The sequence below is a fragment of the Natronotalea proteinilytica genome (genome assembly GCF_055379935.1).
This window is the reverse complement of the sequence record NZ_AP043947.1, coordinates 342,181-364,153: the sequence shown is the minus strand read 5'-3', so window position 1 is coordinate 364,153 and position 21,973 is coordinate 342,181. Positions and strand designations below refer to the sequence as shown.

At 57.3% G+C, this 21,973-nt stretch carries 15 protein-coding genes and 2 tRNA genes; 6 read left to right on the top strand and 11 right to left on the bottom strand.

Annotated features, from left to right (window positions below; all coding sequences use genetic code 11):
* Positions 1 to 141 precede the first annotated feature (141 nt).
* Complete coding sequence (locus ACZ5AL_RS01710; protein WP_464511754.1) at positions 142 to 435, top strand: DciA family protein; 294 nt, start codon at positions 142 to 144, stop codon at positions 433 to 435.
* A gap of 161 nt (positions 436 to 596) precedes the next feature.
* On the opposite strand, the gene fabF is transcribed toward ACZ5AL_RS01710, so the two are convergent.
* The 7 genes from fabF to ACZ5AL_RS01675 all read right to left on the bottom strand — a co-directional run bounded on the left by fabF (position 597) and on the right by ACZ5AL_RS01675 (position 7,347).
* On the bottom strand, positions 597 to 1,847 hold the full coding sequence (gene fabF, locus ACZ5AL_RS01705; RefSeq protein WP_464511753.1) for a beta-ketoacyl-ACP synthase II: 1,251 nt from the start codon (positions 1,845 to 1,847) through the stop codon (positions 597 to 599).
* A 185-nt stretch (positions 1,848 to 2,032) separates the two neighbouring features.
* Positions 2,033 to 2,269, bottom strand: a complete 237-nt coding sequence (locus ACZ5AL_RS01700) for an acyl carrier protein (RefSeq protein WP_464511751.1) — start codon at positions 2,267 to 2,269, stop codon at positions 2,033 to 2,035.
* A gap of 273 nt (positions 2,270 to 2,542) precedes the next feature.
* Complete coding sequence (locus ACZ5AL_RS01695; protein WP_464511750.1) at positions 2,543 to 4,660, bottom strand: alpha-ketoacid dehydrogenase subunit alpha/beta; 2,118 nt, start codon at positions 4,658 to 4,660, stop codon at positions 2,543 to 2,545.
* A 299-nt stretch (positions 4,661 to 4,959) separates the two neighbouring features.
* On the bottom strand, positions 4,960 to 5,670 hold the full coding sequence (locus tag ACZ5AL_RS01690; RefSeq protein WP_464511749.1) for a site-specific integrase: 711 nt from the start codon (positions 5,668 to 5,670) through the stop codon (positions 4,960 to 4,962).
* Between the two features lie 837 nt (positions 5,671 to 6,507).
* Positions 6,508 to 6,593, bottom strand: a tRNA-Leu gene (locus tag ACZ5AL_RS01685).
* A 37-nt stretch (positions 6,594 to 6,630) separates the two neighbouring features.
* Positions 6,631 to 6,703, bottom strand: a tRNA-Lys gene (locus ACZ5AL_RS01680).
* A gap of 230 nt (positions 6,704 to 6,933) precedes the next feature.
* Positions 6,934 to 7,347 (bottom strand): inorganic diphosphatase, encoded by a 414-nt coding sequence (locus tag ACZ5AL_RS01675; RefSeq protein ID WP_464511747.1) that lies wholly within the window; start codon positions 7,345 to 7,347, stop codon positions 6,934 to 6,936.
* 186 nt (positions 7,348 to 7,533) lie between these two features.
* On the opposite strand from ACZ5AL_RS01675, the gene ACZ5AL_RS01670 reads away from it, so the two are divergent.
* On the top strand, positions 7,534 to 9,228 hold the full coding sequence (locus ACZ5AL_RS01670) for an AbgT family transporter (protein WP_464511746.1): 1,695 nt from the start codon (positions 7,534 to 7,536) through the stop codon (positions 9,226 to 9,228).
* A gap of 30 nt (positions 9,229 to 9,258) precedes the next feature.
* The gene (locus ACZ5AL_RS01665; RefSeq protein WP_464511745.1) at positions 9,259 to 10,365 is read left to right on the top strand and encodes an endonuclease/exonuclease/phosphatase family protein; all 1,107 of its coding nucleotides are present in this window, start codon (positions 9,259 to 9,261) and stop codon (positions 10,363 to 10,365) included.
* Between the two features lie 131 nt (positions 10,366 to 10,496).
* Here ACZ5AL_RS01665 and ACZ5AL_RS01660 read toward each other — a convergent pair whose 3' ends face one another.
* Both ACZ5AL_RS01660 and ACZ5AL_RS01655 read right to left on the bottom strand, forming a co-directional pair.
* Positions 10,497 to 11,135 carry a hypothetical protein gene (locus ACZ5AL_RS01660; RefSeq protein WP_464511744.1) on the bottom strand — a complete coding sequence of 213 codons (639 nt, stop codon included), beginning with the start codon at positions 11,133 to 11,135 and terminating at the stop codon, positions 10,497 to 10,499.
* Positions 11,136 to 11,297: 162 nt separating this feature from the next.
* Complete coding sequence (locus tag ACZ5AL_RS01655) at positions 11,298 to 14,156, bottom strand: TonB-dependent receptor (protein ID WP_464511743.1); 2,859 nt, start codon at positions 14,154 to 14,156, stop codon at positions 11,298 to 11,300.
* A 357-nt stretch (positions 14,157 to 14,513) separates the two neighbouring features.
* On the opposite strand from ACZ5AL_RS01655, the gene ACZ5AL_RS01650 reads away from it, so the two are divergent.
* Entirely contained in the window at positions 14,514 to 15,818 is a 1,305-nt protein-coding gene (locus ACZ5AL_RS01650) for an APC family permease (RefSeq protein ID WP_464511741.1), read from the top strand.
* Between the two features lie 38 nt (positions 15,819 to 15,856).
* Here the strand turns inward: ACZ5AL_RS01650 and ACZ5AL_RS01645 are convergent, their stop codons facing one another.
* Together ACZ5AL_RS01645 and aspS are read right to left on the bottom strand one after the other, a co-directional pair.
* Positions 15,857 to 17,086, bottom strand: coding sequence for an esterase/lipase family protein (locus ACZ5AL_RS01645; RefSeq protein ID WP_464511740.1), 1,230 nt, complete (start codon positions 17,084 to 17,086; stop codon positions 15,857 to 15,859).
* Positions 17,087 to 17,117: 31 nt separating this feature from the next.
* Complete coding sequence (gene aspS, locus ACZ5AL_RS01640; protein WP_464511739.1) at positions 17,118 to 18,971, bottom strand: aspartate--tRNA ligase; 1,854 nt, start codon at positions 18,969 to 18,971, stop codon at positions 17,118 to 17,120.
* 159 nt (positions 18,972 to 19,130) lie between these two features.
* Between aspS and ACZ5AL_RS01635 the strand changes: the two genes are divergently transcribed.
* Positions 19,131 to 20,354 (top strand): hypothetical protein, encoded by a 1,224-nt coding sequence (locus ACZ5AL_RS01635; RefSeq protein WP_464511738.1) that lies wholly within the window; start codon positions 19,131 to 19,133, stop codon positions 20,352 to 20,354.
* A 188-nt stretch (positions 20,355 to 20,542) separates the two neighbouring features.
* On the top strand, positions 20,543 to 21,796 hold the full coding sequence (locus tag ACZ5AL_RS01630) for an IS256 family transposase (RefSeq protein WP_464511736.1): 1,254 nt from the start codon (positions 20,543 to 20,545) through the stop codon (positions 21,794 to 21,796).
* The last annotated feature ends 177 nt before the right edge of the window (positions 21,797 to 21,973 follow it).

The window sequence follows — 21,973 nt, the reverse complement described above, 5'->3', positions numbered from 1 at the left end:
AGCCGCTCTTTACCAACGTAATGTAACACCCATTTCGTCTCGTTTTCCAGGTATACCGCTCCGAACGATGCCCTCACAGGCTCGTTATTATTTCTTCACACAGCAAACCATTGTTGCTACGCATCAAACGCGTACAGTGCTATGAGTACAGGAGATACGCCAAAACGGCTGGGCGACTTACTGCCTGACGTGGTACGAGAGTTGGATACAGGAGGAAAGATTGACGAGGCCCGTGTGATTGAAGCATGGGCGATGCTCGTTGGGCCTCAAATCAATAACGTTACGGAAAGCGTGTGGATGAAGGGGCACCAGCTTTTTGTTAAAATTGAATCGCCTGCGTGGCGTCAAGAACTACATTTGCAGCGGACGCAGTGGCGCGATCGGTTAAACAACGAACTGGGTGAGTCGCTCGTTGAGAGCATTGTGTTCCGTTGACTCTCACGCTCTGTCTATGTAGCTCAGCGAAAATGTGTTTGCCTCTTGTCATCGCGAGAAGAGAGCCTGTGGCTGAAGCGACGCTCCTCGCAATGACATCTCAACGATCGTTTTCTGGACCTACGTAGCGTGGAAGCGCACCGCTTGCCACATGGCGTGCGCTACTCGTCAAATGCCGAAAGCACGAGCGAGGTGTTGTGTCCGCCAAACCCAAAGGCATTACTAAGTGCAATATTAAGCGTGCGTTCTTGCGGCTCATTGAACGTGTAGTTGAGATCGCATGCAGGGTCAGCCTCCTCGAAATTGATTGTAGGCGGCACCACGTTATGCTTCAGTGCTTGGATAGAAGCGATAGCTTCGACTGCCCCGGCGGCTCCAAGCAAGTGTCCCGTCATGCTTTTCGTAGACGACACGTTCAAATCGTATGCGTGGTCGCCAAACACTTTTTTGATGGCGCCCGTTTCTGCCTCATCGCCAAGCGGGGTGGAGGTGCCATGGGCATTGATATAATCGACATCCTCAGGTTCGCACTCAGCACTTTCAAGGGCACGATTGAGCGCCAGGCGTACGCCGCCCCCGTCTGGATCAGGCGCCGTGAGGTGATGCGCATCTGCCGACATGCCAGCGCCGAGCACTTCAGCATGAATGGTCGCTCCGCGCGCTTTTGCACTTTCCAGGCTCTCTAAGAACAGCGCTCCTGCGCCTTCCCCCATGACAAACCCATCACGGTGTTTGTCGAACGGCCGACTTGCATGGGCGGGATCGTCATTACGTGTGGAGAGAGCGCGCATTGAGGCGAATCCAGCAATACCAAGCTTTGTCACACACGCATCGGTGCCCCCGCACACAGCTCCATCAATATCGCCGCTGCGAATCAGGCGAAAGGCGTCGGCAATGTTATGGTTGGCCGTTGCGCAGGCCGACACGATAGCGTGGTTGGGGCCGCGAAACCCGTGTTGCATAGCAATTTGCCCGCTTGCAATGTCGGGAATGAGCATAGGGATGAAGAACGGCGATACGCGCGTTTCTCCACTATCGAGGAAGTACTCGGTCTGCTCTCGGAACGTCTGCATCCCGCCAATGCCGCTGCCGTAGATCACGCCGATGCGGTCCTTTTTTTCTTGTGGCAGGTCGTCCTCAAGACCCGCATGGGCCACGGCCTGATCGGCGGCGACCAGCGCATACTGGCAAAAGGGATCCATGCGCCGTGCATCTTTGGCGTTTAGATAGTCGGAGGCCTCGAAATCGGGGAGTTCGCAGGCAAACGTAGAGCGTAGTCCCTCGGGGTCGAATGAGGAAATGGTAGCCGCTCCGCTGGTGCCATTGAGCAGGCCCTCCCAAAACGTATCAACGGTTAAGCCCAGGGGTGTAAGCGCACCCATGCCGGTAACAACAACGCGATGAGCAGACATGATGGAGGCAAAGCTAGTCAGAAAAACGATGCAAACACACAGGGTACCTGTACGGTGGACTCCGCAGTGGGCTCCCTGACAACATGATGCCGAGCAGCATCACGCCACAAACAGCAAACCCGGCGAGCCAACTCGCCACAGAGCGAGGGGTCGCCGGGAGGGCTGCTGGCAACACCAAGACGGTGTTAGGCTTTTTCCGAAAGGTAATCGATAGCGTCGCCCACCGTCGCGATTTTTTCCGCTTCCTCGTCCGGAATCGTCAGGTCGAACTCTTTCTCGAACTCCATGATCAGCTCCACCGTATCGAGCGAGTCGGCGCCCAGATCGTTAGTAAACGACGCATCGGTGGAGACGTCGGACTCGTCAACGCCCAGCTTTTCGACGATAATGGATTTTACGGTTGATTCGATGTCAGTAGCCATAAGGGTTGGGTTGGGTGTGCGTTAAATCAGTGCGAAATAGGGTCCTCGACGGAGGAAGGCGCTACGCGCGACCGCTACAGAGCGGCACGCATGGCGTGGAAAAGGCAGGTTCAGCGGCTTTCATGGGCGCTGTTACGCCTGCCCGCACCACTACACGGTGCCCGCACACAAATGGTTTCGGGGCGGCTGTGCGTAGGGGCGGTCCCAGTGTTGCAAAGGATGTCTTCCGGAAGAAGTACCGGGGCGCGCCCTCCATCTCTTACTTTTTGTGCGCTAAAAGGCAGCTAGTTCGCGGGCGGCCTCCAGCACATCATCATCGCTGGGCAGTACCTCGCGTTCCAGGCTGTGCGCAAATGGAATATGAGAAAAGGCGCCAGCCACGCGGCGTACCGGCGCATCCAACTGCTTAAAGGCGAGGTCGGCAATTTGCGCGCTCACCTCGGCGCCGTACCCGATGAACTCATGGTCTTCGTAGAGCACAAGCGCCCGGTTGGTCTTAGACACCGACTCCAGAATGGTATCGGTATCGAGGGGGACCATGGTGCGCAGGTCGATGATCTCTACGTCAATGCCTTCTTTCGCCAGTTCTTTGGCCGCATTGTTGGCTTTATGCACCATCATTCCGTACGTGATGATGCTAAGATCGGTGCCTTCACGCGCGACGCGGGCTTCTCCGAACGGAAGCAGGTAGTCTTCGGGCGGTGTGGGCGTGCGTGCAGCGGCAGCACGGTAAAGCGCCTTGTGTTCGAGAAACATCACGGGGTCCTCCATGCGCATGGCTGTGGTGAGCAACCCCTTGGCATCGGCAGCGGTAGATGGCATGGCGATTTTGATGCCGGGCGTATGCCCAAAAATAGACTCAATGTTTTGTGAGTGGCACAGCCCGCCGTGAATGTATCCTCCGCAGGGCACCCGAATCACCATGGGGCAACTCCATGCGTTGTTGGAGCGATACCGGAACGGGGCCACCTGATTGCGCAGGTGCTGCATACCGGGCCAGATGTAATCGGCAAACTGAATTTCGATTACCGGACGATATCCGCTGGCGGCCCAACCTACTGCACTTCCAATGATGGACGCCTCGGCAAGTGGTGCGTTGAAGCAACGATCTTCGCCATACAGACGCGTCAGGTCTTTGGTCGCAGTAAAGACGCCGCCTTTTTCACCGGCTACGTCTTCGCCGTACACGATGATGTTTTCATTGCGTGCCATTTCTTCCTTGAGGGCCCGGTTGATGGCATCAACCATCACCATCGGCTCCTCATCGGGGTCAATGTCGGATTCGTCGCTGTATTCGAGCCCTAAGTCGCCCTCAAAGAATACATGGTCGGTGGCCGTTGCCGGATCGGGGTCGGGCTGCTCTTGCGCCCATTTCGAGGCCTCCTCGACCTGTTCGTGTACGTCTTGCTGCAGCGCGTCGATCTCATCCTCGGCAAACATGTCGGCCTCAACGAGTGCATTGCGCATCCGCTTGATGGGGTCGATGGCACGATCGGATTCGAGTTCCTCGTCGGCGCGGTACTTGGTGTGGTCGTCGGAGGAGGAGTGCGGTAGCAGGCGCACCACATCGGCGACAAGGCACACCGGGCCGCCGCCATTGCGCATGTGTGTGATGGCAGCCTCGGCAGCAGCAGCCGTTTCGAAGAAGTCGGTGCCGTCCACGCGAATGCGGCTGAGGCCTTCGTATCCGGCCGCCAACTTGTAGGCGGTGCCGCCGGCGGTTTGCTCTTCAACGGGGACGGAGATGGCGTATTTGTTGTCTTGCACCATAAAGAGCACAGGCGCCTGTGCGCGGGTGGCCCAATTGAGCGCCTCGTGGAAATCCCCTTGCGATGTGGCTCCGTCGCCGCACGACGCGTAAACGAACGCATCTTCACCGCGCTGCTGGATGGAGAGCCCAAACCCGACCGCTGGCATAAACTGCGCACCAACCGAGGAGGACGTGGTCATTACATTGAGATCACGCAGGCCGAAGTGTTCTGGCATTTGGCGTCCGCCGGAGTGGGGGTCATTGGCTTTGGCCAGGTGCGCCAAGAATGCGTCTTCAGGGCGCATCCCCAACGAAAGCGTGATACACAAGTCGCGGTAGTACATGGCGAACCAGTCGTGCCCCGGACGCGCCTGAAGCCCAACGGCGGCTTGAGCAGCTTCGTGCCCAGAGGCGCCAATATGGAAGTGGCCTTTGCCTTGCTTCAACAGCGTCATCATCTTTTCGTCGAGGCGCCGCGACAACATCATAGTGCGAAGCGCCTGACGGAGCGTGTCGGCATCAAAGTCGTGAGGCGAACGCTCAGGGATATCGAAAGGTGCGTCGTATTGCGGGGTGGATACCGCTTCGGTGGCGGCATGAACGGCGCCGTCTTGAGGATGCATGTGTGCGTTGGAGGCCATGGGAGATACTCCGGTTCATTCTACCAATATCGAACGGACCCGCCTTGTGCACCGGACTGCGGCCGCGGGGGCACGCTATTCGGGCGATGAAACGAGGGGGTATCATCCAAGAAATCTTGGACATACGCGTAAATGCCTCGCTTCCGCTCAAGGTGGCGTCTTACAACACAATATGACTGCGCGTAAGCGCACGGCCTGAACGAAGCGCTTCCGGTACCTATAGGGTACAAACGATTTGACGGAAAGAGGGTGAAAAAGCGCTTAGTTTCACCATCGGGGGCTCGTGTAGACGCTCGGTGTTAAGCGTTGTTGTCCTCGCTTTCGTCATCATCGGGGGCATCATCGAACGTTTTCATCACTCGGGTGGCTGCCTGGGTGGCCTGGTGGACCGCCTCATCAGGGTCAAAGTCAATCGTTGCGGGATCCGATGAACTGTCGGCATCAAAGAGCAACGGATCCTCTGCCTTAGCCCGATGCTTAGCGCGCTCGATTTGGGCACGCATGCCCGCCCGTAGGCTTGGAAGCAAATCAATGATACGCGTCGCGTCTTCTGTAGTAACACGCAAGTTAGCATTGTCGAGGTCTACATCGCTTACACGCAACGTAAGTGCGTCGTCAACCTCGATATTACACCGCAGCAGTAGGTGCCCGAACAAGCTGCGTGGCGTACTCGGACGGGCAAAAGATTCAACGTCATCGAGCTCAGCTTCGTCGGAAGCGCGGCGCACGTCGTTTAAGTAAAACATGACGGCGTCGAGCGCCTGATTACGCTCCGCTGGCGTAAGATCTTGGTTGGCATCCAAAAAGTCCATAAAGTCAGACACACTCTGCATCCATAAGAGCGGGATATCTTGTTTTTGACAGAAGCGGTGGTAGCAAATGGTCCACACGCCGTAAATCTCCGCTTGCTTATCAGATACATTGAACGTGGGCGCGAACCGCCGGATGGCGCTCAGTATCTTCACCTCATCATTTCCGACGTGAATCGTTGGCGTGTTTGAATCGGGCATGGAAAAACCGGAAGCAATGACGAAGACCGTGAACGCAACGCTTGCGCACAACAGCGTTGCTTAGCGCCTGTTGTGTTTTCTATGTGGGTAGCGGTTCAAAGGTAAGTGATAACTGTTTTGAGTTCTTATTTTGGACTACTCGCCCCCTACATCGTCTATGTGATTCCCTGAAGCATATACGGCTTGTTTCATCCACAACGCATCCACCGCTCCCCGTAACGCCACCCTCGATGGGTGCTTTACTTTTGTTCGTATAATATACAAATTGACGTGGGGAGAGGCAATTTGTGAGACAGAAAGCAAGTGGACCCACAAAAGTATCTTTGAAGATGTCATTGCGAGGAGCGCCAGCGAGGGAGTGCCTTTAGGGTGCAATCTTGTGCCTTCAAACGGGGCGGCACTGCCCAATGGAAAGGCATGAGATCGCCATGTCGATCGCAGGCTCCCTCCTCGCGATGACCTAATCCTTGCACATAACTTTGTCTCTGGTATTTCGTTCGTGGGAAATTTGACTCCTCCACCGTCTGTTCAATGAGAGAATGTTGGATCCTACAACAAGAACCCATCTGGGCGTCTTCTCGGGGGAATAGTCGGGGGAATGGATCCTGAATCGAGTTCAGGACAGGCAAGCGATCATCAACGATTATCACCATCTCAGGTTGTGTCCATAGACTAGCGCGATGACAAGGCGCAAACGTATTTTTGCCGACATGCTTAGCAACCGACATGGGGCAGAGTCTAATCACTCCACAAAGGCGACAGAGAGAGAAGGGGGGTCCACAAAAAACGCCCCTCAAGCTGCACATTGCAGTCTAAGGGGCGTTTCGTGTATTGTTGTGCCCGAGAGAGGACTCGAACCTCCACGGCCTAAAACGGCCACATGGCCCTCAACCATGCGCGTCTACCAATTCCGCCACTCGGGCAACGAGGGCAGTCGATCAAATGTCAACAAGAAGATAGTGACCCCGGCAGGTCTCGAACCTGCGACCCACGGATTAAAAGTCCGTTGCTCTACCAACTGAGCTACGGGGTCGTGCAGCGCGTTCCTTTGAAGGAAAGTCGCTTATTCATTACGACGTATGCCTGCGCAAGGCAACGAGGGCGCGGCTGCCTCGTCACAGGATCAGACAACGTAGCATGTACAATGGTTCATCGCAAGCATTGGTGCCCGCGAATCGACGAGATTTCTTGAATCGTTTGTGACCTCTCTGTGGAGTATATCCCATTAACGGCTCAAAAAGTTCCTGGCTCGCCGTACTCGGCTTATTCGGCATGCTCCTGCCACAACGTATGCATGGGCTGGCGCATCACCAACCGACCCGTAAGCAATTGGGGCGCATAGTTAATAAACCCATGTACAGTGTAAATCTCGGTGGGCGTGCAATTATACAACCATTTTCCCTGCCGTACGTCCTGCCGGTGATCGCTTGTTAAAAGCAATGCAACTAGACCGGTGTTCGCTGTACCGCTGAAGCAATCTACTGGCTCCCCATCGCTGCCACATGTATCGGGGATAAACCCGTAATCAACGGGGTAAACCACCGTAGGATAATCGGGATGGGCCGTGTAAGCCGGGCGATCAATATAAAGCCCGCGCGTTTCGATGAGCGCTTCCCAACGTGCCCATCGAATACGATTGGCCACCAGCGCTGTAAACGGCGTATGAGGAGTAGGCATAATCGATTTGATGAAACTCATTAAGAACGAAAGCTACGTAAGGATGGAACCGATGCGCCTTGTTTTTGCTATGGAGGAGGCGTGAACCTTCCGATCATCCACGCGACTTCTGCGTGTATGGGAATGTTGTAACGAAAGTGTGCCGCCTGCTGTGGCCTGTGTGTCTTATCTCGTAACCCTCTAGTTATGGAGAACCCCCCATCCGAATCCAGCGATCCTACTGGCGCCCCCAACGAACCCTCTCCCGATGGCGTCTCCCCTGAACAAGTTGCTTCCGACGAACCGCCTGAGGAAGAAGGCGGTTGGATCAATCGCTTCTTGAATGTAGTCGAGTGGCTGGGCAACGTTCTGCCGCACCCCGTCACGCTATTTGCGCTCTTTGCCCTCGGCGTTGTGTTCATCAGTGGCATTGCTGAATGGATGGGCGTAGCGGTTGAAGATCCGCGTCCGGATGTAGACGATACCATCGAAGCCATTAGCCTGCTCAATGGCGACGGCCTCCGCCGCATCATCGAAAACCTGGTCGAGAACTTCACCTCGTTTGCTCCGCTGGGAACGGTGCTTGTTGCGCTGTTGGGCGTTGGCGTGGCGCAGCATTCTGGGCTCATTAAAGCGTGTGTGCGTGGCATTGTGCTTACCGCAGCCTCGGTTCGTCCGAGCGGAGCGGGCCTCATCTCGTTTATGCTGGAGCCGCGCCGCCTTGTTACCGTTGCCGTGGTCTTCACCGGCGTCATCTCCAACACGGCCTCAGAGCTCGGATACGTGGTGCTCGTGCCCTTAGGCGCTATCGTGTTCTTGTCAATGGGGCGCCACCCACTTGCCGGACTGGCCGCTGCCTTTGCAGGGGTATCTGGCGGATACAGCGCCAACCTCCTGCTCGGCACCATCGATCCGCTTCTGGCTGGCCTCACGCAGGAGGCTGCCCAGCTCATCGATGCCGAGTACACCGTGCACGCAGCCGTAAACTACTACTTCATGATCGTTAGCACGTTTATGATCACGGGGCTGGGTACCTGGGTGACCTTGAGCGTGGTGGAGCCCCATCTGGGCGAGTACGACCCAAGTATGGCCTCCGAAGATCTTAGCGATGACGCCCAACTAGATCCGCTCTCTGATAACGAAAAGAACGGACTGAAATGGACGGCGCTGGCTACCCTGGGCATGAGCATTGTCCTGGCACTCACGATCGTGCCGGAGTGGGGCATCCTGCGTAATCCCGACACCGGCGAGGTGCTCAACTCGCCCTTCCTGAATGGCATTGTATCCATCATATTCATTGGGTTCATCATCCCCGGTTTTGTTTTCGGATACGTAACCGGCTCCATGACCAGCGACCGCGACGTGGTCGACGGCATGGCAGAGGCCATGAGCACGCTGGGGCTTTACATCGTGATCGTGTTCTTTGCTGCCCAGTTTGTCGCGTTCTTTGGATGGACTAACCTCGGGCAAATTGTGGCGGTAACCGGTGCGCAGTTTCTTGAAGACATTGGGCTTACCGGGCCGCTCGTGTTCATCGGGTTCATCTTTGTCTCTGGATTTGTCAACCTGATGCTCGGCTCGGCCTCTGCCCAGTGGGCGGTTACCGCTCCCATCTTCGTGCCCATGCTCATGCTCACCGGCTACAGCCCCGAGGTCATTCAAGCAGCGTACCGCATCGGCGACTCCGTAACAAATATCATCACGCCCATGATGAGCTATTTTGGGCTTATCCTGGCGTTTGCTGAGCGGTACGAGAAAAACATTGGCATCGGTACCGTAATTTCGGCCATGCTACCCTATAGCATCGCGTTCCTACTCGGCTGGATTGTTCTGTTCTACCTGTGGGTCTTCGGACTCGGCCTGCCTGTTGGCCCAGAAGCACCTACCTTCTACACACCGTAACCCCGACCTTGCTCACGCTGTAGTTGCACCATGTCTCACAACAATTCGCCAGACAGAACGCTGCTTGGAGCGCTCGGGCGCTTTGCCAATGCTATACTGTTGCTGCTTTTTGGACTTGGCTATCTAAGTGTCTTTTTGCCTCCTGAGTGGTTCTGGTGGACGGGATTACCAGCGTCTCTTCTGCCTTTTTTAGCTGCTGGCGTGCTAATTGTCGCCTTCATTCATTTTACAACAGGCACCTGGGGCGCCTTCATCCTCCATATTGTCCTCGTCGGGCTGTTCGTTATGCGCGCCGGCGGGCTTCCTTTTGAAACGTTTGACGCGCCTCCGACTGACGAAGACCGGCCCATACTTACCGTCATGAGCTACAACTACACTCCTTTTGAGCGAGGGCAGGAGGTTAATGATCGACTTCGCAACACCCTGGGGGATTTAGCCACGACATATGAGCCCAATCTGATTGCCATGCAGAGCATACGGGTATTTCAGCAACGCGGCGAAACGAGATTTGTCGACCAACTCGATACACTAGCCACCATAGGATACTATGCCGCCCCCGAACAGAACACTGCTCCCCATCTCGACACACGCGTTCCGCTACTTCGCAAGTCAGCGCCTGCAACCCACCAAGAGCCGATTGTGCTAGAGGCGCAGGAAGGCACCGATCGCCATATCATGCGCTCTGAACTGGAATGGGGAGGCGATACCATCGTTGTGTACAACGTGCACTTGCGCTCATTTGAACGCAGTCATGCCCTCCACCTGATACGAGCCGAGGAGTATGGAGCGGGCTTGCTTGAGTTGCTCAGCATTTATCGGCGCGACGTACTCCACCGGGCCCGCGAAGCGCGCGAGTTACGACGCCTGCTCGATGCCGAAACGAAGCCGCTCTTGGTCATTGGCGATCTGAACGCCACCCCGTTTAATTGGGAATATCGCCACATCCTTGGCGCGCGCAACGATGCCGCCGCCCAACTTGGCGGCAACTGGTCGTTTACATGGCACACCAAGTTCCCTGTGGCCCGCATCGATCACGTGATTACAAGCAAGCACTGGCAGCCCGTCTCGCTTCAAGTTGACTCAACCACGATCTCGGATCACTACCCGCTGATCATGGAGTTGCAACGGAGCGAGTAGAATATCACGGGGACGGTTGGACGTGTGGACGCGTGGACGTGTGGAGGTGTGGACGTGTATGTTGCCCACCCATCCTTCCACCCTTACACCCTTCCATCCTTACACCCTTACACCCTTCCGCACCTGATTCACTAGAGCGCCTCCAGAGCAGCTTCGGGTGTCATGGACGGGTTCTGGTAGTTGATGTCCAGCGCGGTCGTGACCCACTCATAAAGATCGGTGTTGTCGACAAGACCAATCTGCAATGCGTCCGCTCCGGCGCCGTATGCCGCCACAGGAACCGGGCCAGCCGTATGCTGCCCAGTTGCAAAGTTGATGTTGAGCCGGTCGGGGTTGTCATACGTGCCTCCGCGCAGGCAATGGGTCAGCGTATTGTAGGGCTGGCGATCGTACGCCTGTAGGTTTGGCATGGCCAGGTCGTCGTGCAGGGCGCGCACCATCAGCCCGGCCTGCTCACCGGTCATCCGAACACCCGTGTATTGCTCGGCCACCTCTTTTACATGCGGAGGGACTGGATCTTCTTGCATGCAGTCGACAATGTACGGAAACGAGGCCGTGCACTTTGTGATGTGATCGTGGGTCGTGGAGCCCTCGCGGTAGCGCGCTCCAACGCCATACACGGTGCCGCCGCCGGTTCCGTGATCGCTGGCCATGATGAGCAACGTGTCGGGATGCGCATCCACGTATGCCATGGCCACATCCAGAGCCGCATCGGCGGCAAGCTGAAGAGGCCGCTGTTCGTGCAGACGACCAGGGCCACAGGCTGCCAAGTCCAGCAGCCAGCCCGGCTTTCAAAAGTTCGCGTCGATTCATAGAAAGGGATACAGACTTTTGAACAAGACCACCTTAACGGCAATGCGACACAGATCTCCGATGCATGCGAGACGGATCGTGTCCATCTCGACACACACCGGAGGGCTATCGCACCGGGTTTATAGCTTGTAGCGCAGCCCGAGCATCATATTGCGGTAGTTGTACGACGAGCGATAGTGGAAATCGCGTGTGCCGTCGTAGCGCAGTTGGGCGGAGTTCGTGAGGTTGTTGACCTCCCCAAATATGGTGATGCCACTTCCCACACGCTGCTGCACGGCTATATCAATTTGCGTCTGGGCCGCGATGAAACGATCTTCAGCCGGGAACAGGTGACTGCGGTGGTCAGAGGTTTCGCTGGTCGCGACGACGAACAGGTAATCGCTCTGGTAATTCCCCGAGAGCATCGCCTGAAACCCTCCTTTGCGGTATGACAGGCCCAGATTCAGCACGTGTGGTATCACACGAGGCAGCACAGTGGGACGGTCTACATCGCCCAGATCGGCACTGGTGTAGGAATACGTATAATTGCCGTATACTCCAAGTCCGTCGAGCGGGCCGGGCAAAAAGTCGAGATCGCGTTGAAGCGTGGCCTCCAGGCCCCAGAGCGTGGCGGTCGATCCATTACGCGGCTGGAAGAAGAAAAACCTGTCGAACTCCGACACGTCGATGCGGTCGTCAGCAATATCGTCTTGCCCGACAATGCCCTCTGCATCAAAGATGAAGTCGTTCAGGCGCTTGTGGAAGAGGCCGATTGCAGCCATTCCACCCGATCGGAAGTAGTGCTCGCCCATGAGGTCTAAACTCATTGTGCGCGACGGCTCCAGGTCGGTATTTCCCAGATCGACCGTGCCTACGCTACGCTCTTCCTCAAACTCGACCTGCACACGCGGGGCAAGCTCCGAAAAGTTCGGGCGCGCCAGCGAGTTGGTCCAGGCCGCACGCACATTGGTCTGGTCCGACAGGCGGTAGCGCAGGTGCGCCATGGGAAAGAGGTTGAGGTACTGGCCTGAGGTGCTAAGCTCTTCTGTGCCAATGACGATCTCGTCATCCGCATCGAGCAGGCTCTGTACTCCTTCGTACGTATTGCGCGTATGCTCGGCACGTACGCCTCCCAGAAGCATCCAGTCGCCGATATCGAGCGTAGTCATTGCAAACCCCGCGCTGACCTGTTCTGTAGCACGGTAATCATCGCCGTCCGAGATTTCACTGACGTCAAAGTCGCTCAGGGCTCCGGAACTGGTGAGTACATCGAGGTTCGCATCGCGGAAGCGGCGCCCTTCTTCCCAATCGCTTACCATCGGGATGCCATACCGATCGAGCACGATGTTGCGGTCGTACGATGGCGCCCCGACCTCCGTCATGAAAAAGTCTGGGATGTTTGGATACCGGAGCACCTGGTGGTCCCGCGTCTTCAGCTTGCGGAAGTAGCGCCCTCCAAACTTAAACTCCCCCTCGGCGGCTCCAAGTCCGTAGGCCAGGTCGGCATGGACCCGGGCGTTTAGGTCGGTATCGCGCACATCGTCGATGCGGTCTTCCCAGCGTCGCAAGAAGTGATTGCTCGGGTCAAGCGCCTCGTCAGCATTCAGAATCTCGTACTCTGCAAACTCACGATCGCGCACATCATAGCGGATGTCGGCATTGCTATTGCGCCAGCGCAGGTACTGCTGATACGGCTGGTTGAAGCGACCGTGTGCGAAGGTAAATGCATAGTCGAGATTTACAGTACCAACGTTGCTTAGTCCGCCAACCGTCAGGCTGGAAAGCACCTGTTGACGCTTCAACTGCCGTCCGACAGGTTCAATGCGTCCGCTTTCAACTTCTCCCCCCATAAGGACGTGGTTGCCGTTGGCATCCAATTCGGTTTCGAGCGCAACGTGGTCGCCGTTGCTTGGACGCACACGCCACTGATGACGCTCTGAGGTGTTATCGAAGAAGCTGCCCATGCCGCGCACGAAAAGCGAATGGTCGTCGTTAAGGCGATAGTCCAGACGCCCACTTAGCGAGTAGCGGCTGCGGGTAATTTCGTACACGCCCATTCGCAACTGGTCGAACGTGTCAACCCCCGAGGTGCCTTCAATTCCAAGTGCATCAAGCTCGTTTGGGTCGGTAATGGCTCCCCAGAAGTGACGGATGTCGTCCATCACCCGCGGATTCCGGCTGGCGCTGGCCCGCACCGTGTAGCTGAGCGGTCCACTCGACTGTCCATACCGCACGCTTCCCCGAAACGATGGGTCGTTGGTAAAACGGTGGTAACCCCCGGCTGCCTCGACCTCAAAAATCTCTTGATTGCCAACCGGACGGTGCGCTACCAGGTTGATCGAACCGCCCACGGCGTCGGCGTCCATGTCAGGCGTAATCGCTTTATTGACCTCAATGGAACCGACATCCCCCGAAGGCACGCCGAGCAGCGACACCTCGCGGTCGTCAAGTCCAGTCGTGGGAAGACGCTCGCCGTCGAGCGTGACCACGTTCAGGTTCGGCGCCATGCCCCGCAAGAAAATGTTGGATGCCTCTCCACGGGAATCGAACTTAGAAACGCCAGGCACCCGGGCGAGCGCGTCAGCAACGTTCGGATCCGCAAACTGCTTGATCTGCTCTGATGAGACAATGTTTTTGATGGATGCGGAGGTGCGCATCTCGTTAAAAGCAGCGTTCTGCCCGCGCTCATGAGCCACAACGGTAACCCCTTCAGCACGAACCGACGCGGATGTCAACTCGAAATCATACTCGCTGCGTGCGTCGGCCTCCACATCAATACGTGCCTCGGCAGGCTCGTATCCGATGTAAGACACGACGATGGTCTGGGTACCGGCGGGCACACGCCGCAAACGAAAACGCCCTTCGACATCCGATGAGGCACCGATGCTTGTGCCTTCAACCTGTACGCTAGCCCCGGGCAATGGGTCGCCCGATTCGGCCTCGACTACGGTACCGATTACCGTGCCCCGCTGCGCCTGTGCTTCAGAGGGAAGAGACAATAGAAGTGCACACAGCACAGCAAAAACAGTAGTCCACAACGGATGGAGGCAGAACGATGAACGTGAGGGTGGTAACGATGACCGCATTGCATCTTGAGGGGTTGATTATGAAGCAAACGACGGCATCACCGTACCCATTACAACTGGCTTTTTTGTTAGCGTATTGTTACCTCAATGACGCCCCCCAAAATGATAATAGACCAATAACGAAGCGCTAATCTGCGGTTAACACATGACGTTACGCTATTTTGTAGAGAAGCGCCTGCGACAAGCATGTACTGCGCGAACCTCCCTACCAACATAGGCTATACGTTCACCTGTCCATTTGCTTCGCCTCGCCTGAACCCACCAACTTCTATGCCCGCCTCCGATGATGCTCCTCGCCTGATTCGTGCAATCGGTGTGCCCGGCGCCGTGCTCCTTGGGCTGGGCTCTATGGTCGGCACCGGCGTGTTTGTCAGCATCGGCATTGCCGCGGGGATCACCGGACCGGCAGTGATGCTGGCCATTGCGCTGGCGGCGTGTGTAGCTTCTTGCAACGCGTTTAGCAGCGCGCAGCTGGCGGCCAACCACCCGGTGAGTGGGGGCACGTACGAGTACGGATATGAGTATCTCTCTGCCCCCTTTGGATTTACCGCGGGCTGGATGTACCTGGCGGCAAAGAGCGCCTCGGCAGCCACCGCGGCCTTGGGGTTTGCAGGATACCTGTTGGGCGCGCTGGGGGGACCGACTGCATGGCTGGTGCCGGTTGCCCTGGCGGCGATCGTCGTTCTTACAGGCGTGGTGCTCAGTGGCATTCGGCGCTCGAACTGGACGAACATGGCAATCGTGTCGGTCACACTGGCTACGCTCGCCTATTTCGTGATTGGGGGCGCCACGACAACCGTTTCTACCGAGGGTACTGCGCAGTTCTTCGATCCGTTCTTCGACCCAGCCGCAGACGAAGGCATGTTCTCTTCGCTGTTCCACGCAACAGCCCTCATGTTCGTGGCCTTTACGGGATACGGGCGCATTGCCACCCTGGGCGAAGAGGTGCAGAATCCGCGCCGTACCATTCCCCGTGCCATTGTGATTACGATGGTGGTGGTCACGCTGCTGTACATCGGCGTGGCCGCTACCGGCGTGGCTGCGATTGGAGCTGATGGGCTCGGCGCTGCAACCGATGCCGCATCTCCACTCGAAGCAGCCGTGCAGGCACTGGCGCTGCCGGGCGGCACCGCGATCATCACGATTGGAGCGTGCACGGCCATGCTTGGCGTGCTGCTGAACCTGCTGCTGGGCCTTTCGCGCGTGCTCCTGGCGATGGGCCGCCGCGGCGATATGCCCGCGGCCACCACCCGCCTCAACGCAGCCCACACTACGCCTACCGTAGCCACACTCGCTATCGGAGCCCTCATCTTCGGGCTGGCGCTGATTGGCGATGTGCGCACCACCTGGACGTTCAGCGCGTTCACCGTGCTTATCTACTACGCGCTGACCAACCTTTCCGCACTGCAACTCTCAGCGACAGACCGGCTCTATCCGCCTGTGGTGGCGTGGGGCGGCCTGCTTGGCTGCCTGGGACTGGCATTCTGGGTCGAGCCTGTCATCTGGGGAAGCGGCCTGGCGCTGATCGCTGCAGGACTTGTATGGCACTACGTGGCGCAGCGGCTCCATGGGTAACGAGCCCGCAAACGACCTGGCAGGATTTCCACGACCTGTCAGGTCGTTCGAGTTGTTTGCACCAAGTGCGTACGCAGAGCACGGTACACCGTGTAGTCGCTAAGCAAGTCGAAGTGGTTCATCTCGTATCCAACCCACTGCTGGGATGGGGGTACGTGAAGCGCCAGATCCGGGTCGGGATGTCGCCCGAGTGCGCTGTCGAGGGGCACCAAACCATCACCGATGAGACGATCTTTCACATCCCCCCGACGCGCCCCCGTGCTTGCAGCCATCAGGTAGGGGCTAACGCCAGATGGCCACGGCACAGGATTCCGTGTATCCACCCCCGGTTGATCGGCATCTGGGTGCTGCCAGTCGGCATCACGCAGGTAGCCATAGCGCAGGTCGGTGATGCCGTCGCTGCGAATCTGTCCCAGCCGGGCCAGCGGTGCCGATACGGAGGAGGCGCCCAGCAGATAGTCGATCCACCCACCCCCACGCTCCAATGGAGCTCCATGATGTGGCGACCCAAGGCACGCAAGCGTGGTAAGCTGCTCGGGCCAATGCAGGCCCTGCTTCATCGCATAGTGTGCTGCACTGCGCGCCACAAGCCCGCCCATACTATGCCCTACAATGGCAAGCCGCTCAACGGGACGGGGCCACGCCTCAAGAAGCCGCTCCATCAACGTAGCCAGCGTCTGCCCGTTCGTCGAAATGTGCAATCCGGTGTTGTAGCGGACAAAAAGAGCGGTGGCGGGCAGATCGCGCTCGGCAGCACTGGGATGGTTGTGCCCGTGGCGCGTCCACTGCCCATCGTGCATGCACAGTCCGTGGATCCAGATGATGGGGTACGAGGTGGCATCGGGCAGGGCATCGGCCAACCGATGGCTGTGCAGCGCAAGGGATTTCCCCCGGCGCCGAAAGGTCATGGGTGTTGCCAGCGGATTACCGGTCGCCGTTAGATAGTCGCCAAGTACGCCGTTGAGGATGGCGACCACAGCCTCTCGCTGCCGCGATGTTGGACGCTCACGCAACAACGGCTCGGTGCGATCTAACGCCCAGTCGGCACTGCGTGATACGCCCTTTGTTATGCCACGAACGGTGCGATACACGAATCCAGAGATGCCGCCCATCCGATCCTCCGCCCGTGCAGGCAGTCCCATACCCTGCACCAACGCGGCATGCACCGCCTCGGTCACATCCGTTCCCCCCACAACCGCGTCGTTGAGCAGTCGCATCAGCGCCCGTACGTCTGACGGATGAAGGTGGGAGATCTTGGATTCATCCATATCGTGTTCGTTCTTGCCCGCATCCACACCACTACGCCAGATCCTCGTTGGGCACCACCGTATCGATGTGGAGCGCATCGAGTTGGTCGTCGTCAACCGTGTCGGGCGATTGGACCATCGGCTCTTTGGCGCTCTGTGTCTTCGGAAAGGCAATGACCTCACGCAGCGACGAGGCGCCGGCAATGAGCATGATCAGACGGTCGAGCCCCAGCGCGATGCCGCCGTGGGGCGGAGCGCCGTAGCGGAACGCGTCTAGCAGGAATCCGAACCGCTGCTCGGCTTCTTCCGCATCAATGCCAAGCACGTCGAACATGCGGGCCTGCATCTCGCGGTTGTGGATACGGATAGAGCCGCCGCCAATCTCATGACCGTTCAGCACGAGGTCGTAGGCGCGCGCCTCCACCGCGCCGGGGTCGTCGTCGAGGCGATCGAGGTGCTCGTCTTTGGGGGCGGTAAACGGATGGTGCATGGGAGCATAGCGTTGCGCTTCGTCATCCCATTCGAGCAGCGGGAAGTCGGTAACCCACAGAAAGCGATCCGGGCCTTCGCCGGGGGCAGGGCGCAGTCCCAGATCATCGGCCATGTAGAGGCGGAGGTCGCCCGCCTGCTCGTACACCGTAGGCGTCGGTCCGGCCATGAGCAGCACCAGATCACCCTGCGAGGCCCCGGCAGCAGCAAACGCTTTCTCCACGTTCTCTTGCGGGATGGCGTTGGTGCTCACGTTGCACGACGGCGCATCTTCATCTTCGCCCTGCTGGATGTAGATGAGCCCTGCCGCGCCAATGGTGTCGGTGACATAGTCCGTGAGACGGTCCATCGCCCCGCGTCCACGGTCGCCTTCGCCGGGCACAGGAAGCGCCATGATGCGTCCGCCATCGTCAATAATCGAATCAAAGACGCGGAAGCCGCAGCCTGCAAACGAGTCGCTCACATCCTGCAGCTTCAGGTCGAAGCGTACGTCGGGCTTGTCGGAGCCGTAGGTGCGCATGGCTTCGTCGTAGGTCATGCGCGGGAAGGGCGTATCCAGTTCCGTATCCTTTAGATCGGCCCAGAGGTCGGTCATGAGGCCCTCCATCAGGTCGTACACCTCCTCCTCGGTGGCAAAGGTCATCTCCACATCCACCTGTGTAAACTCGGGCTGGCGGTCGGCGCGCAAGTCCTCATCGCGGAAGCACTTCACGATCTGCACGTAGCGGTCGAGACCCGACACCATCAGGATCTGCTTGTACGTCTGCGGACTCTGGGGGAGCGCGTAGAAGTGGCCGGGGTGTAGGCGGCTGGGGACGAGAAAGTCACGCGCTCCCTCGGGGGTGGACTTCATGAGCACCGGCGTTTCGACCTCCAGAAAGTCGTGCTGGTCGAAGAAGCGGCGCGTGGTTTGGTAGAAGCGATGGCGCAGCTCCAGGTTGCGCTGCAGCGCGGGGCGTCGCAGGTCGAGATAGCGGTACTTCAGCCGCAAATCTTCGTTGGCATCGACGCGGGTCTCGTCCTGGGTGGATACGACAAAGGGCGGTGTATCGCTCACGTTGAGCACAGCCAGTTCATCGCCTTGCACCTCAATCTGTCCGGTAGGCATGTTGGGGTTCACAGATTGATCGTCACGCACCCGCACTGTGCCGCGCACCGAAATGACATCCTCGCTACGCAACTGCTGGGCGGCTTCGTAGGCCGCTTCGTTGGTCTGCGGATTGAAGACGATCTGTGTAAGACCATAGCGGTCACGCAAATCGATAAAGACAAGCCCACCAAGGTCGCGGCGTGTATCAACCCATCCCTTCAAGACCACGGTATGGCCTTCGTGATTGGGGCGGAGAGCCCCGCAGGTGTGGGTGCGAGACCCGTGCGTGTCGGCGGTAATGAGAGCAGATCGGTCGGCGTCAGCCATGGTACGGCAGGAAGTACGAGTGAAACGAACATGCACAGCATGATAACATACGGATGCGCTGCCGGAATCGGTACGTGTTGTGTGTGAAGGTACTTCGTGTTTCGGGCCGATGTAAACGAGAAAAGCCCTTCCGAATATAGGGCTGCAACCGACTTTGGCATGGCACGGACCAACCAGGCATTTATACGAAGTAACACCTCTTCTGCGTTCTTCATATTCAATGACTTATGTTTTATCATTGTGCACAATTTATTGACTCCTATTGTTTATTTGCTTACCTTAAAGTATTGCCTTTTTAATACCCACCGTACATTTATGACAAATTTACCACCACGCGTATGCCGCCTGTGTATGCCCGTAGCAGTCGCATTTATATTCACCTTATTTATAATAGGGACCGCTGATGACGCGACAGCACAAACAGGCAACCCAAACTGGGAGGCTGACCCACTGGAAGGCACCGTAGAGCTGCAAAGTAACTTTACTCCTGACCCTTACACCGTAGAGGTCCAGGCGGGCGGAACGTTAGAGTACTCCAAACTATGCGAAGGATACGTCTGGGAAGATGCTCCCGATGTGAACTTGACCTATGAAGCGGGGGACTATCCACTGACTTTTGCCGCAGAGTCTGATAGCGATGTGACGCTTCTCATTTTCACACCCGAGCAGCAATGGAACTGCGAAACAGATAGTGGAGGAACAGGAAATTCTTGGATTACCTACCTGGAGCCTGATTCGGGTACCTATAACATTTGGATCGGCACACGCACGCCCGTTGAGGAAAACCATCCACCAGCAACGCTTAGCATCACTGAAAAACCCCCAACTGACGGCGGGTATGTCCTTAGAGGAGACGGCTCAATGGTACGCGATGGGTTCGATGCTTCAGATAAGGCGGACACTGAAGGCAAGACGGACACATCGGGAGGAGCCGAGCACACCAGCGAACCTAACCGGACAGCATCTCCTGCATTTGATACGGTCTCATTGGAGCATGGCTTTATGCCCGATCCGGAAACTGTTGACATCGAAATCGGCGGATCCGCTACCGCTGTGCCTATCGAAGGTTGCGAAGGATACATCCGCATGGACGCCCCGGATGTTAATTTGGAATATGAGGCTGGTGATTCTCCGTTAAGCATTGTTGCACAGTCTCAGATCTCTGATGCAACGCTTCTTGTCTACACCCCAGGTGGTGAATGGGTGTGCCAGGACAATCCTGTTACTGCCGGGTCTTTTATCACGTTCGACACGCCGGAATCAGGGGATTACAACATCTGGTTGGGTACTGAGGATTCCAGAGACCATCCCGACGACACGCAGCACGCACGCGTTTCGTTTACTGAGTATGAGGTCACCAGTCAAGGAATAGAGATTCCATAGTTTAACGAAGGGATACTTAATCCTATCTAAAGCCTCTGCGTCGTCTGGTTTAACGCAAACCTTTCGTCGCAGGGGCTTTTCGGTTGAGTCCTTATTCTTGTGTAAAGCAGTCGAGCCGATAGAAAAAAGCCACCGTCTTCTGTTAGGTTATAGAAAGATCCACCAATCACAAACCTAACATACCAACGATGGCCGACTTACAGTTTACGATATCAGAAGAGAAAATCCAAGCGATGCTTTTTGGCGAGCGCGGCATGGAGGTGTTGACCGAGGCGCTGTTCAATCAGTTGCTTCAGGCAGAGATGACTGCGCACCTCGGTGCCGGACCCAGTGAACAAACCGAGCAGCGCCGGGGGTACCGCAATGGGTCCTACACACGCAAGCTCACTACGCGTGTTGGAACGCTCGAACTGGAGGTGCCCCGTGATCGCAAAGGCACCTTCAAAACGGAACTCTTTGAGCGCTATCAACGCAACGAGAAAGCCCTCGTGCTGGCCTTGATGGAGATGGTGGTCCAGGGCGTCTCGACCCGCAAGGTGAAGAAGATTACCAATGAGCTGTGCGGGCGACGCTTTAGCCGACAGACCGTCTCGCGCCTGGCGCAGACCCTTGATGAGCAGGTAGCAGCCTGGGCCGAACGTGAGTTAGAGCATGAATACCCCTTCCTCATTGTCGATGCGATGCAGGTGAAGGTGCGGCGTCAGCAGGCCGTGCGATCCACTACGGTGATTAGGGGTTACATGATGATTGCCATAGGAATCAGTGAAGAGGGCTACCGGGAGATTCTCGGGATCAACGTCGGCTTTCGTGAGACGGGCGAAGGCTGGAGAACCTTCCTCTCGAACCTGAAGGCGCGTGGGCTCTCGGGCGTGGAGGTGATCACCTCAGATGCTCATGAAGGGCTACGCGGAGCGATACAGCGTTGCTTCCCGGGTTCGATATGGCAACGCTGCCAGGCCCACTTTCGGCGCAACGTAGTCGACCGCGTGCCGGCCTCCCGCAAAGAGCGCGTACATGAGATGCTTGACAAGATCCTGGAGGCCCCAAGCCCAGAGGATGCGCGCAAAGCGCTGGAGCGAGTCACGCCCGAGCTTCAGGAGAAGGCCCCGACTGCTCTCAAAGTACTGGAAGCGGGCTTCGAAGACGCCACCGCTGTCCTGGCCCTTCCCGCGAAGTACCGGCGCCGCCTCCGGACGAGCAACATGATCGAACGGTTCATTGAGGAGATCCGTAGGCGCGAGAAGGTCGTGCGTATCTTTCCAAATATGCAATCGGCCTGGCGGTTGATCGGAGCGCTCTGTGCTGAACAGCACGAAGAGTGGGGCCATGGCCGGAGATACCTCACCATGGACGCGTACGTCCAATGGAGGGCGCAGCTCGAATACGCTGATAGGCAGCCCAACAATCCCGTGCCCAACAATCCCGTACCCAAAGCCGCTTAACTTTGAAGCCTGACAGAAGACCTCTTTACACAACGATCGGGACTTGATCGGCTTTTCTGTTAGACGGTTAACCCATTTGCTTCTATGCGTCGGATGTTGCTGGCATTGCATCGAACGCAATGGATGGCGCTTGGCTTGCTTCGCCGTCCTGTAACGATGTAGGCGCACGTTAAACGA

Coding starts and splice junctions, on each gene's coding strand:
- ACZ5AL_RS01710 (WP_464511754.1), top strand. CDS start 142: ATGAGTACAGGAGATACGCCAAAACGGCTGGGCGACTTACTGCCTGAC.
- fabF (WP_464511753.1), bottom strand. CDS start 1,847: ATGTCTGCTCATCGCGTTGTTGTTACCGGCATGGGTGCGCTTACACCC.
- ACZ5AL_RS01700 (WP_464511751.1), bottom strand. CDS start 2,269: ATGGCTACTGACATCGAATCAACCGTAAAATCCATTATCGTCGAAAAG.
- ACZ5AL_RS01695 (WP_464511750.1), bottom strand. CDS start 4,660: ATGGCCTCCAACGCACACATGCATCCTCAAGACGGCGCCGTTCATGCC.
- ACZ5AL_RS01690 (WP_464511749.1), bottom strand. CDS start 5,670: ATGCCCGATTCAAACACGCCAACGATTCACGTCGGAAATGATGAGGTG.
- ACZ5AL_RS01675 (WP_464511747.1), bottom strand. CDS start 7,347: ATGCCTACTCCTCATACGCCGTTTACAGCGCTGGTGGCCAATCGTATT.
- ACZ5AL_RS01670 (WP_464511746.1), top strand. CDS start 7,534: ATGGAGAACCCCCCATCCGAATCCAGCGATCCTACTGGCGCCCCCAAC.
- ACZ5AL_RS01665 (WP_464511745.1), top strand. CDS start 9,259: ATGTCTCACAACAATTCGCCAGACAGAACGCTGCTTGGAGCGCTCGGG.
- ACZ5AL_RS01650 (WP_464511741.1), top strand. CDS start 14,514: ATGCCCGCCTCCGATGATGCTCCTCGCCTGATTCGTGCAATCGGTGTG.
- ACZ5AL_RS01645 (WP_464511740.1), bottom strand. CDS start 17,086: ATGGATGAATCCAAGATCTCCCACCTTCATCCGTCAGACGTACGGGCG.
- aspS (WP_464511739.1), bottom strand. CDS start 18,971: ATGGCTGACGCCGACCGATCTGCTCTCATTACCGCCGACACGCACGGG.
- ACZ5AL_RS01635 (WP_464511738.1), top strand. CDS start 19,131: ATGGCACGGACCAACCAGGCATTTATACGAAGTAACACCTCTTCTGCG.
- ACZ5AL_RS01630 (WP_464511736.1), top strand. CDS start 20,543: ATGGCCGACTTACAGTTTACGATATCAGAAGAGAAAATCCAAGCGATG.